This window comes from Photorhabdus kleinii (assembly GCF_025384885.1).
GTDB classification, from domain to species: Bacteria; Pseudomonadota; Gammaproteobacteria; order Enterobacterales; family Enterobacteriaceae; genus Photorhabdus; species Photorhabdus kayaii.
In genome coordinates this window covers 19,277-30,946 of record NZ_JAJAFY010000009.1, presented here as the reverse complement: position 1 = coordinate 30,946, position 11,670 = coordinate 19,277, and the positions used below count along the sequence as shown (strand labels likewise).

Below are 11,670 nucleotides of genomic sequence, written 5' to 3'. Positions count from 1 at the left end.
AAAAAGGCACGCTATCCAGTTGGAGTTGCGTGCCTTGTTGCTAAGAGCTATTTTTTATTATATTCAACAACTTAATCGTCAAAACGTTTTGCCTTGTAAGATGGGCATTTTAGGTTCTCTACAGAGAAGATGTCATCCAATTGAGTTTCGGTCAGTAGACCTCGTTCCAGCACGACTTCACGAACACTTTTACCGGTTTCAGCACAAATTTTACCAACAATGTCACCATTGTGGTGACCGATGAATGGGTTCAGATATGTCACGATACCGATCGAGTTGAATACGAAATTTTCGCAAACTTCTTTGTTAGCCGTGATGCCATTAACGCATTTTTCTACCAGGTTGCGGCAAGCGTTGCTTAGCAGGGAGATAGATTCAAACATGGCCTGACCGATAGCAGGTTCCATTACATTGAGCTGTAACTGGCCTGCTTCGGATGCCATAGTAACACAAATATCGTTACCAATAACTTTGAAGCAAACCTGATTCACAACTTCTGGAATAACCGGGTTCACTTTTGCCGGCATAATAGAAGAGCCTGCCTGTAATTCTGGTAGGTTGATTTCATTCAGGCCAGCACGAGGGCCAGAAGAAAGCAAACGCAGGTCATTGCAGATTTTAGACAGTTTGACAGCCAGGCGCTTCAGAGCACCGTGGACCATAACATAAGCCCCACAGTCAGAGGTGGCTTCAATCAGGTCTTCGGCTGGTACGCAGGGTAAACCTGAAACTTCCGCCAGTTTTTCAACTGCCAATTTCTGATAACCTGGTGCTGTATTCAAGCCGGTACCGATAGCAGTAGCACCAAGGTTAACTTCCAGCAATAATTCAGAGGTTCGGTTGAGGTTTTTAACTTCTTCTTTCAACAGAATAGAGAATGCGTTGAATTCCTGCCCTAGTGTCATGGGAACAGCATCCTGTAATTGGGTACGACCCATTTTTAGGATCTCATTAAATTCTTTGGCTTTTTTATCGAAACCTACAATTAACAGTTCAATAGACTCGATCAGTTTCAGGATGGAGTTATAAACTGAGATGCGGAAGCCAGTTGGGTAGGCGTCGTTAGTTGACTGGCTTTTATTCAGATGGTCATTGGGATTCAGGTACTCATATTCGCCTTTTTTATGGCCTAACAGTTCCAGACCAATGTTTGCCAGAACCTCATTGGTATTCATGTTGAGTGAAGTACCGGCACCGCCTTGAAACACATCGACCGGAAATTGATCCATGCATCTGCCGGTATAGAGCACTTCGTCACATGCTTTGATGATGATGTCTGCAATTTTTTTAGGAATAGTTTGTAGCTCTTTGTTAGCTAAGGCTGCGGCTTTTTTTACCATCACCATGCCACGGATGAATTCGGGTACATCATTAATGGTGTTGTTACTGATATGGAAGTTTTCAATCGCACGTAAGGTGTGAATACCATAATAGGCTTCAGCAGGAACTTCTCGTTTACCTAACAGGTCTTCTTCGATACGAATGTTGTTTGACATGAGAACCTTCTTATTAGATGACGTTTTTACTGTCTAATTATGCGTTCGTTAAATCATTATGTTGCCAACTGCAATAGTTATGATATGAACTTTTTATCACCGGATGGCCAGCGTGATCATATGCTGGTTAGCAATAAATGCATTGAATCTGGATCACTTTATAGTGGTATTTGTTTAGTCTGATTTGATATATGTGATATCTATCACAATTTCGTATCTAATTAGAAAGATTTTCAGCGGATTGAAAACGATAGCTGTGACCCCAATTATATCTTTAATAAACTGAAAAAATATTAATTTGGTTGTCCCTTGGATTTTGTTGATATGATTTATTCAGGATACAACCTGTTCATCCAAATCAATTGAAGGAGCACCAAGTGCGTTGGTTGCCATTTATCCTGATATTTTTGCTTGTCTATATCGAGTCAGCCTTATTTGTGCGTGTTGCCTCTGAACTAGGTGTATTGTTGACTCTGTTACTGGTGTTGTTTACTTCTTGTATCGGTATCTCTTTGGTACGCAGTCAGGGCATAAAGAATTTTATCCAGATCCAGCAGAAGCTGATTAATGGGGAGAGTCCGGCTGCGGAAATGATAAAAAGCGTCTCTCTTTTACTGGCGGGTTTCCTGTTACTCCTCCCCGGTTTTTTTACGGATTTTCTTGGATTGTTGTTGTTATTGCCACCGGTTCAAAAAACATTAGTGATGAAACTGATGCCACATATCAATTTCTATCGTCCTCATAATAGTGGTGGATTTAGACGGGATAGTAATACTTTTGAGGGGGAATACGAGCGTAAGCAGGATGACCCCTCCCGAACGTTGAAAGACCATAAACCCGATGACGACGAGCATAAGCCTCATTGATAAGCGGTTATTTTCTGAATGTTTGGTTTAATCATCGGTTTTTTTCTGTGGGCAAGAAAAAAGTAAAATATTTTTTTGCCTGCCCTTGAAGTATCATAAGTAGGTCCCCATTTAATTTATTATGATACTGGTTTAATGAAAGCGTACTGGTATCAATCCTCTTACCTGATATGGACTTTCTTATAGGAGAGCTATCAATGAATATTCGTCCATTGCATGATCGTGTAATCGTCAAGCGTAAAGAAGTTGAATCAAAATCTGCTGGCGGTATTGTGCTGACTGGCACTGCTGCGGGTAAATCCACTCGTGGCGAAGTTTTGGCTGTGGGCAATGGCCGCATCCTTGAAAACGGTGATGTAAAAGCACTGTGTGTGAAAGTTGGAGATATCGTTATTTTTAACGATGGTTACGGTGTTAAATCAGAGAAGATCGACAACGAAGAAGTGTTGATCATGTCTGAAAGCGACATTCTGGCAATTGTTGAAGCGTAATTGTTGCGCTTAGATCTTCTTAACTGAACGAATTTAAAGGAAAGAAACAATGGCAGCTAAAGACGTAAAATTTGGTAGCGACGCTCGCGTTAAGATGCTACGTGGTGTGAATATTCTTGCTGATGCAGTAAAAGTAACCCTTGGCCCTAAAGGCCGTAACGTTGTGCTGGATAAATCTTTCGGTGCTCCTACAATCACCAAAGACGGTGTTACCGTCGCTCGTGAAATTGAACTGGAAGACAAGTTCGAAAACATGGGTGCTCAGATGGTGAAAGAAGTTGCCTCTAAAGCGAATGATGCTGCGGGCGACGGTACAACGACCGCAACTGTATTGGCTCAGTCTATTGTTACTGAAGGTCTGAAAGCCGTAGCCGCTGGCATGAACCCAATGGATCTGAAGCGTGGCATCGATAAAGCCGTAGTTGCAGCAGTTGCAGAGCTGAAAAAGCTGTCCGTACCTTGCTCAGATTCCACCTCTATTGCTCAGGTAGGTACTATCTCCGCGAATTCCGACGAAACTGTGGGTAAATTGATCGCAGAAGCGATGGATAGAGTTGGTAAAGAAGGTGTAATCACCGTTGAAGAAGGTACTGGCTTGGAAGACGAGCTGGATGTCGTTGAAGGTATGCAGTTCGACCGTGGTTACCTCTCTCCTTATTTTATCAACAAACCAGAAAACGGTTCTGTTGAATTAGAAAACCCATATATTCTTCTGGTAGATAAAAAAATCTCCAACATCCGTGAACTGTTACCCGTTCTGGAAGGTGTAGCTAAGGCAAGCAAGCCTTTGCTGATTGTTGCTGAAGATGTTGAAGGTGAAGCACTGGCAACTCTGGTTGTTAATACCATGCGTGGCATCGTCAAAGTTGCTGCGGTTAAAGCGCCTGGCTTCGGTGACCGCCGTAAAGCTATGCTGCAAGATATCGCTGTCTTGACTAACGGTAATGTTATTTCTGAAGAGATTGGCTTGGAGTTGGAAAAAGCAACTCTGGAAGATCTGGGTCAGGCAAAACGTATCGTTATCAACAAAGATACCACCACCATCATTGATGGCGTTGGTGAAGAAGTTGCAATTGCAGGCCGTGTTAATCAGATCAATCAGCAGATCAAAGAGTCCACTTCTGATTATGACCGTGAAAAACTGCAAGAGCGCGTAGCTAAACTGGCTGGTGGTGTTGCTGTTATCAAAGTTGGTGCTGCAACAGAAGTTGAAATGAAAGAAAAACGCGCTCGCGTTGACGATGCTCTGCATGCAACTCGCGCAGCAGTAGAAGAAGGCGTAGTAGCTGGTGGTGGTGTTGCACTGGTTCGCGTTGCAGCGGCTATTGCTGGTCTGAAAGGCGATAACGAAGATCAAAACGTAGGTATCCGTGTTGCAATGCGTGCGATGGAAGCTCCTTTACGTCAGATCGTTGATAACTCAGGTGAAGAGCCATCTGTTATCGCAAACAGCGTGAAAGCAGGTGAAGGCAACTACGGTTATAACGCAACGACTGAACAGTATGGCGATATGATCGCAATGGGTATTTTGGATCCAACCAAAGTGACCCGTTCTGCACTGCAATTTGCAGCATCTATCGCTGGTCTGATGATCACCACTGAATGTATGATCACTGATCTGCCTAAAGATGATAAAGCTGATTTAGGTGCAGCAGGCGGTATGGGTGGCATGGGCGGTATGGGCGGCATGATGTAATAGCCGCGTAGGTCGCTAGCCGAGCGGGTTACGTCCATAGTGGTCACCGATTAATAGTGGTCACCGATTAATATCGTGGTGAATATTCCCACCCCGCTAAAATAGCATTTAAAAAAATCCGATATCCGGGCTGAGGTTCAAGTCTGGATATCGGTCTCCGGGTCTGATTTCAGATAGGGGTGAAAGCCTGTATTTCCGTAATATTCATGAAAAACGTACGTTGAAGTGATGTTGTTTCCAATATTGTGATGAAACGGCATCGTGTTTACTAAGTGATAAGTCTACTAGGATAGCTGAAGTGCTTTCCCGTCAACTTTATTTTTGCTGATGTTCCAATGAACGATACAAGGGACTGCTCTTGCTAAACGTTCTCTTCTCCTGTTTCCTTCTGTAGTGCTGCTATACTCGTGATTAAAGTTTGTGCAACACTGCTCCTGCTCCATGTGAAACTACGGCTTTACAAAGTGATTGCTCTCTTCATTAGCTTAAAAAGCGTAAGTAATAAAGATGATTTGGCATAGGGGAAATTCTTAAGGAAAAAAATATTTCCTTAAACTTAGAAAAAATGAGTTTATTAGACTAAAATTCATTTATTCATAGGACTTTGGAAAATAATTCAAATATCTATGCACAAATTTAATCGATCTACAGAAATGGCGGTATTCGTTCAGGTCATTGAGTCGGAGAGTCTCTCTGCCGCTGCTCGCAAGCTCGACATGACGCCATCAGCAGTCAGTAAGCTTATTAATCGACTGGAGATGCGACTTGGTGTACGGCTGTTGAATAGAACGACACGTAAACTTCAGTTAACGGCTGAGGGTTCTGTTTTCTATGAACGTAGTGTCAGAATTTTGGAGGACATCATAGCCGCAGAACAAGAAGCAAATCAGGGAACCGCGCTACGTGGACGGATACGTGTGAATTGTCATGTTGCGTTTGGAAAACATTGCTTGATGCCTTTACTACCGGATTTCCTGCAACGCTACCCAGAGATCACACTCGACATCTCATTATGTGACTTGATAGTGGATTTACTTGATGATCGTAGCGATGTGGCGATTCGCACCGGTCCTCTGGACGATTCATGCTTCATGGTACGCAAGTTGGGGGCAAGTCGAATGGTTGTGGTAGGATCTCCTTCGTACCTTGAAAGGATGGGAATACCCTCTATGCCTAGCGATCTGGGGCGCTACAATCGACTTGGTTTTGGCTTTACCCGTCATATGAAAGCTTGGCCTTTCATCGATTCGGAAGAGTGGGGGCAACAATTGCCTTCAGGGAACTTGCTACTTGGTGATGGAGAAACCATGCGTAAAGCTGCAATAGCAGGACTTGGCTTAGCACGATTAGCTCGTTTCCATGTGGATGCTGATATTCGGAACGGTTTGTTGCTACCTGTACTTGAGAACTATAATCCTGGCGATAAGGAAGAAATATATGCAGTTTTTGTCGGCCAAGGTAGGCAACTCCCATCACGGATACGGGTATTTCTGGACTATCTGACAGAGCGTATCCACATTGGTGATGGATGGTGATAGTCGGAAAGTATGATGCCACGAAAATGTTTGATGGCCCATTATCGTGGTATCAATGGAGGTATTTCTATCCAAATGGGGCACAGTTTCTTGCATCCATGTTAAAAAAGTATCATTATTTACACACAATAAAATCCACATGAAATTCATATATACCCTATAGATTTCAAGATGCATCGCGGCGGCAAGGGAGCGAATCCCCGGGAGCATAGATAACTATGTGACCGGGGTGAGTGAGTGCCGCCAACAAAGAGGCAACTTGAAAGATGACGGGTATAAGTATAATTTCTTAATCCTATTAATATGTGAAGTTTTTATGGGATATAACGTCAGATAATTGCTCAATAAAAAATTGTCGTGAGATATTATCAAATCAAAACTGTCGATATACCCTATGGATTTCAAGATGCATCGCGACGGCAAGGGAGCGAATCCCCGGGAGCATAGGTAACTATGTGACCGGGGTGAGTGAGTACAGCCAACAAAGAGGCAACTTGAAAGATAACGGGTATAGATGTTTTAATAGTGTTTTGAGTGAGATGGTTTAAGTTTAATATCATTCGCAACATGGGAATTGAATTTATAAGATGGAAAAATAAACATAAATATGCCAACAGGAAATATATGTCAGATGATTATTATAAGTTTATTCAAGATCTTGCTGTAAGAGGGTTAATGAATTAAATATTTACATTATGACTTTTAGTATTGCATATAATAATATTTTTAGTGTTCTATCTGGTAGTCAATATCATGGATAAAAGGCTTTTTTAATAGATAATTTATGTATTGATTAATGAGTGATGTTTTTTGAAGATAAAGCATTTATCAAACTTATTCATGTTATTTATTCGATTATTTTCCTCTATTTTCTTACTGCATTCACCTTGGCATAAAATATTTTTGACCTAAACATTTTACTGAAGGATGACTTTATAAATTATTTTTTGCGATACTGATGTACAACAAGGTATATTGATGACTAATTGTCGAATTTCCAACAATGGGTGAGGAAAAACATGCGAATTAAAATTTTGCTCAGTGCTTCAGTATTGTTACTATTGGCAGGGTGTACAACTACTAACCAATTAACTTCTGGTGGTTCACAGGTTCGATTTGTTGATACTAAGCCAGGCAGCGAGTGCCAGTTATTAGGTGAAGTAACAGGTACTCAAAGCAATTGGATGACTGGTGTAAGTAATGAAAGCAGCTCAATGCGTGGGGCAGCCAATGATTTACGTAATAAAGCCGCACTCATGGGGGGAAATGTGATTTATGGCGTCACCAGCCCGAGTGAAAGTCTGTTATCGAGCTTTGCGCCACTGGACAGTAAAATGATTGGTCAAGTTTATAAATGCCAGTAATGGTATTCGGAATTTGAATGATATGCCCGGCTGAAAGTATCCGGGCATGAATTTTTTGTTAGTTTTGTTTTAATCCCAAATCAAGAGGTGTCTTACTCGGTTCTCCGCCGATTTCCCTTGCGAGACGTGGTACTAAATAACCTGAAATTTTTGTCAGCAATTCCCGGATAAGCGCCTTGGCTTCTTCATCACTGACCATAAAATGAGCGGCTCCTTGTACTTTATCCAGCACGTGAATGTAGTAAGGTAGGATACCTACATCGAACAGAGCATTGCTCAGGTCAGCCAGAATATCAGAATGATTATTGATACCGCGTAACAGCACACTTTGATTTAGTAACGTAATACCTGCTTGTTTCAGCAACATCATGCTGTTCCGTAAGGATTGGTCGATCTCATTAGCATGATTGATATGTGTCACCATGATCACCTGTAATCTCGATTGTGCCAGTCGATCGCAAAGCGTTGTTGTGATCCGGGCAGGAATAACCACAGGCAGACGAGTATGAATACGCAGTCGTTTAATATGAGAAATCTTTTCCAGATTGCTGATTAACCAGTCAAGTTCGTGATCTTTTGCCATTAAAGGATCGCCGCCGGAGAAGATAATCTCATCAAGTTCAGGATGTTGCTGAATATAATCTAACGCTTGTTGCCAATTGCGTTTATTACCTTTGTTATCTTCGTATGGGAAATGACGTCGGAAGCAATAACGACAGTTAACCGCACATCCTCCTTTAACTAGCAACAGTGCGCGATTACGGTATTTATGTAATAGACCGGGGACAGCACTGCGCTGTTCATCCAGAGGATCGGTAGAAAAACCAGGCGTGAGCGTGAATTCTTCGGGTGTCGTTATGACCTGAAGTAACAGCGGATCATTAGGATCGCTTACTTGCATACGCGCAACAAAAGCCTTGGGTACCCGTAGTGGAAACAGGCGACGTGCGCTGCTCCCCTTGGTCAAGGTCGGGTGTTTATCTAAAGATAATAATTGTAATAATTCATCAGGATCGGTAATAACATCTGTAAGTTGTTTCAACCAGTCTTCTCTGATGATGATCTTTGGGGTTATAATGTGCGCCATTTTTTGGCTAAGCCATTTTGTTTAAAAGAGGATCTCCATGGCTACTTATAGTACCAATGAATTCCGTTCAGGTCTTAAAATCATGTTAGATGGTGAGCCGTGCGCTATTCTTGAAAGTGAATTCGTGAAGCCGGGTAAAGGTCAGGCGTTTGCCCGTGTTCGTATTCGTAAGCTGATTTCCGGTAAACTGCTGGAAAAGACCTTCAAATCTACTGACTCTGTAGAATCTGCTGACGTGATGGATATGAACCTGACTTACCTATATAACGATGGTGAGTTTTGGCACTTTATGAATAACGAAACCTTCGAACAGTTAGCGGCTGATGAAAAAGCAGTTGGCGATAATGCGAAATGGTTAGTAGAACAAGCTGAGTGTATCCTGACGCTGTGGAATGGTCAGCCTATCTCTGTGACTCCACCAAACTTTGTTGAATTAGAAATTACTGATACTGATCCAGGTCTAAAAGGTGATACCGCAGGTACGGGTGGTAAACCAGCAACCTTGAGCACAGGTGCTGTAGTTAAAGTACCTCTGTTCGTTCAAATTGGTGAAGTGATTAAAGTGGATACCCGTTCTGGTGAATACGTTTCTCGCGTAAAATAATTACCGACGGTATTTAATAAAAGCCGCAGTTCTGGAAGCAGGCTGTGGTTTTCTTTATTGGTGATTATACAGAGGGCATGGCTATTTATGTCTTTTGAGCTCACAATATTGTGTTATTGATATTGCCATTTTACACAACTATAATTTATCACTGTTTCTAATGGTTATCCGGGACGACCTGGATATACTGCCGTTTTCTGGAGACGACTCCACAACACTATTATGGGGCGTTGATATGTCCTGGTTTATTCTTGTTATTGCTGGTTTATTTGAAGTCGTCTGGGCGGTTGGCCTGAAATATACTTATGGTTTCACCCGGTTGATACCGAGCCTTATTACAGCCGGTGCTGTGGCGCTCAGTATGGGATTGCTTGCTTATGCAATGAAAGGCTTACCAATAGGTACAGCTTATGCGGTATGGACTGGAATTGGTGCAGTGGGTACCGCTATTTTTGGTATTATAGTGTTTGGTGAATCTGCAAGTTTTGCCAGGATTTTAAGCTTTGCTCTGATTATCGCCGGTATTATCGGTCTGAAATTGTCCAGTTAATAGTGAACTGCACTCCAAAGGTTTCATATTTTGGCAGTGCAGCTTCTATATGAGATATTCTTTATCAAGAAATACCGACTTTTTGTAGTGCTTCTGCACGTTTCGTGCATTTGTGCGTAGATCTTTACGTTATCAAAAAGGGTTGGTAGCGTGAATTAGTGACGTATTTGCTCCAGTTCATTCTGACTTAGTCCGGTAGTTTTCATTACTGTTTCACGATCGATGCCAAGATCCAGCAGTGAACGGGCAATTTTCAATGCCGCTAGTTTTTCACCTTCCAGACGCCCTTTCTGTTCTAATTTCTGTGCAATGGTCATTAGTACCTCCTCATACTTCGGCACCTGCTTTGCCAGTTGCCGGATAAACCGTATCGCCTGCCTGTAACAGATAGTTTAGCACGTTTTTTAACTGCTCATCCGTGTAGTAATCGTACGCCAGCAGTATCACCAGTTCTGGCAATAGCTCCGCGATGTCGCGCTGTCGGATATGTTTTTGTACCATCTCCAGCAGGGCTACCCGTTTGTGCGTCAGTATTTCATCATCAGGGATAACCGTGAGGTCCACCAGTGGGAATGCATTGGAGTAGATTTCTGCTGCCAACGTCGGAGTATCAAAGCAGTCGAGCCAGTTGGTACTCCAGGGATATGGCCGCGTTTTCCCGTGGTAAAACAATATTGGGATCACCAGCGGTAATTTCTTATGTCCTTGCTCTAAATGCCGCTGTATTGCTGAAATACTGTAACGCATCAGCCGGAACGCCATCATTTTGTCTGGGGAACTTGGTGTTCAATTACACAATACACATAACCGTCACCTTGCACCGTTTTCAGGGAATAGAGGATATCGGAATAGTATGCTCGCAAATCCTCTTCAATAAACGACCCAGGTTCTAGCCGGAGTGTATCGAGATCACACACTGCCTGTAATGCCGCCGACAAATGTATCTCCAGAAAATCCTTGGCTGTTTCAACATGACTTAAAAACTGCTTAAAAACGGCATCATGTGGCGTTGGTGTATTTTTCCCTTTCGTGAATCAAAAGCAGGAAAGTTTCGGAGAAATACATATATCTCAGATGATAGCTTGAATAAGTTAAAGGCCGGATAAACCAGCCTTTAAAGATATTTTCCAGCATAAAAACGTGTGAGGGTAGGTTTTCGACAACATCGATTAGGGTAAAGAGTATTTATAACCTTAGCTCGTTGCTATTCGACTACAGAGTAAAAACCCCGATAATTGCGACAACACTCAGGATCGCGGCCAGGCCGTAGAAAATCCATTTACTTGCAGGGATATGAATTTTCAGGTCATGCATACCGTGGTGGATACGGTGTGATCCGCACCATACTGGTAGAACGATCATCAGTAATAGGAAAGTACGACCAATAAAACTCTGACAGAAAGCCAGAATTCGTGTGTAGCTTAACGCTTCCGGTGCTACTCCCAATGGTAAAAGGATGGCTACTAGTAAAATAATGACTGGAGCCACAATTGCGCCCCACATACCACCGGCACCAAATAATCCCCAAAAAATCGGTTCATCGGAACGTTTAGGTATTTGATTCATTAGATCCTCCTTGAGGTTAAAGTAAGGCTATACCTAAGATAATCGTGGTGACGATAATAGTGACGGACCATAGTAGTTTGATTACTGGCCCTGCTCCTATCTTTTCACCTTTTATCACGACGTTAGCTGCCTTAGGCGCTAGCTCAAACCAGGTTTTAGTATGCAGCAGAGCGCCTAGCAGAGTGATGATATTAATCAGCAGGATGACGGGGTTTTTCAGGAATGTGACAAATGCATCCCAGTTTTGTGCGCCGCCTTTTAGAGCGAATAGGCCGTATATCAGCAAGATACTGAACCACATAGTCGTCACTGCGGTACTTTCACGCAGGATATAGAAGCGGTAAAAGCCCAGTTTCTGCCACCAGTTGGGAGCCATGCTGCGGATATAAGGTTTACGTTTAGTCGTCATTACTTT

At 42.6% G+C, this 11,670-nt stretch carries 11 protein-coding genes and 1 pseudogene; 7 read left to right on the top strand and 5 right to left on the bottom strand.

Annotated elements, in window-relative coordinates:
- Positions 1-71: 71 nt before the first annotated feature.
- Positions 72-1,496: an aspartate ammonia-lyase gene (aspA, locus tag LG003_RS07365; RefSeq protein WP_112878242.1), complete on the bottom strand. Its 1,425-nt coding sequence runs from the start codon at positions 1,494-1,496 to the stop codon at positions 72-74.
- A gap of 377 nt (positions 1,497-1,873) precedes the next feature.
- Between aspA and LG003_RS07360 the strand changes: the two genes are divergently transcribed.
- From LG003_RS07360 to LG003_RS07340, 5 genes are all read left to right on the top strand, one after another.
- Positions 1,874-2,362, top strand: coding sequence for an FxsA family protein (locus LG003_RS07360; RefSeq protein ID WP_011148252.1), 489 nt, complete (start codon positions 1,874-1,876; stop codon positions 2,360-2,362).
- Between the two features lie 197 nt (positions 2,363-2,559).
- Complete coding sequence (locus LG003_RS07355; RefSeq protein WP_036809429.1) at positions 2,560-2,853, top strand: co-chaperone GroES; 294 nt, start codon at positions 2,560-2,562, stop codon at positions 2,851-2,853.
- Between the two features lie 49 nt (positions 2,854-2,902).
- Entirely contained in the window at positions 2,903-4,549 is a 1,647-nt protein-coding gene (groL, locus tag LG003_RS07350; protein WP_112878243.1) for a chaperonin GroEL, read from the top strand.
- A gap of 626 nt (positions 4,550-5,175) precedes the next feature.
- Positions 5,176-6,084, top strand: coding sequence for a LysR family transcriptional regulator (locus tag LG003_RS07345; RefSeq protein ID WP_112878244.1), 909 nt, complete (start codon positions 5,176-5,178; stop codon positions 6,082-6,084).
- 1,019 nt (positions 6,085-7,103) lie between these two features.
- Positions 7,104-7,448: a DUF4156 domain-containing protein gene (locus LG003_RS07340; RefSeq protein ID WP_158537780.1), complete on the top strand. Its 345-nt coding sequence runs from the start codon at positions 7,104-7,106 to the stop codon at positions 7,446-7,448.
- A 58-nt stretch (positions 7,449-7,506) separates the two neighbouring features.
- Here the strand turns inward: LG003_RS07340 and epmB are convergent, their stop codons facing one another.
- Entirely contained in the window at positions 7,507-8,535 is a 1,029-nt protein-coding gene (gene epmB, locus LG003_RS07335; protein ID WP_112878246.1) for an EF-P beta-lysylation protein EpmB, read from the bottom strand.
- Positions 8,536-8,572: 37 nt separating this feature from the next.
- Here epmB and efp point away from each other — a divergent pair, with 37 nt between their 5' ends.
- Both efp and sugE read left to right on the top strand, forming a co-directional pair.
- Positions 8,573-9,139 (top strand): elongation factor P, encoded by a 567-nt coding sequence (gene efp, locus LG003_RS07330; RefSeq protein ID WP_036776062.1) that lies wholly within the window; start codon positions 8,573-8,575, stop codon positions 9,137-9,139.
- Positions 9,140-9,374: 235 nt separating this feature from the next.
- Positions 9,375-9,689, top strand: a complete 315-nt coding sequence (gene sugE / locus LG003_RS07325) for a quaternary ammonium compound efflux SMR transporter SugE (RefSeq protein ID WP_112878247.1) — start codon at positions 9,375-9,377, stop codon at positions 9,687-9,689.
- 155 nt (positions 9,690-9,844) lie between these two features.
- Here the strand turns inward: sugE and LG003_RS07320 are convergent.
- From LG003_RS07320 to frdC, 3 genes and pseudogenes are all read right to left on the bottom strand, one after another.
- Positions 9,845-10,717: pseudogene (locus tag LG003_RS07320) on the bottom strand (Rpn family recombination-promoting nuclease/putative transposase); the annotation flags it as partial.
- 184 nt (positions 10,718-10,901) lie between these two features.
- Entirely contained in the window at positions 10,902-11,255 is a 354-nt protein-coding gene (frdD, locus tag LG003_RS07315; protein WP_262980438.1) for a fumarate reductase subunit FrdD, read from the bottom strand.
- Between the two features lie 16 nt (positions 11,256-11,271).
- Positions 11,272-11,664 (bottom strand): fumarate reductase subunit FrdC, encoded by a 393-nt coding sequence (gene frdC, locus LG003_RS07310; RefSeq protein WP_112878249.1) that lies wholly within the window; start codon positions 11,662-11,664, stop codon positions 11,272-11,274.
- Positions 11,665-11,670 lie beyond the last annotated feature (6 nt).

What these genes read in the sequence shown, in the direction of transcription:
- aspA (WP_112878242.1), bottom strand. Translation starts at nt 1,496, where the DNA reads ATGTCAAACAACATTCGTATCGAAGAAGACCTGTTAGGTAAACGAGAA.
- LG003_RS07355 (WP_036809429.1), top strand. Translation starts at nt 2,560, where the DNA reads ATGAATATTCGTCCATTGCATGATCGTGTAATCGTCAAGCGTAAAGAA.
- groL (WP_112878243.1), top strand. Translation starts at nt 2,903, where the DNA reads ATGGCAGCTAAAGACGTAAAATTTGGTAGCGACGCTCGCGTTAAGATG.
- LG003_RS07345 (WP_112878244.1), top strand. Translation starts at nt 5,176, where the DNA reads ATGCACAAATTTAATCGATCTACAGAAATGGCGGTATTCGTTCAGGTC.
- LG003_RS07340 (WP_158537780.1), top strand. Translation starts at nt 7,104, where the DNA reads ATGCGAATTAAAATTTTGCTCAGTGCTTCAGTATTGTTACTATTGGCA.
- epmB (WP_112878246.1), bottom strand. Translation starts at nt 8,535, where the DNA reads ATGGCGCACATTATAACCCCAAAGATCATCATCAGAGAAGACTGGTTG.
- efp (WP_036776062.1), top strand. Translation starts at nt 8,573, where the DNA reads ATGGCTACTTATAGTACCAATGAATTCCGTTCAGGTCTTAAAATCATG.
- sugE (WP_112878247.1), top strand. Translation starts at nt 9,375, where the DNA reads ATGTCCTGGTTTATTCTTGTTATTGCTGGTTTATTTGAAGTCGTCTGG.
- frdD (WP_262980438.1), bottom strand. Translation starts at nt 11,255, where the DNA reads ATGAATCAAATACCTAAACGTTCCGATGAACCGATTTTTTGGGGATTA.
- frdC (WP_112878249.1), bottom strand. Translation starts at nt 11,664, where the DNA reads ATGACGACTAAACGTAAACCTTATATCCGCAGCATGGCTCCCAACTGG.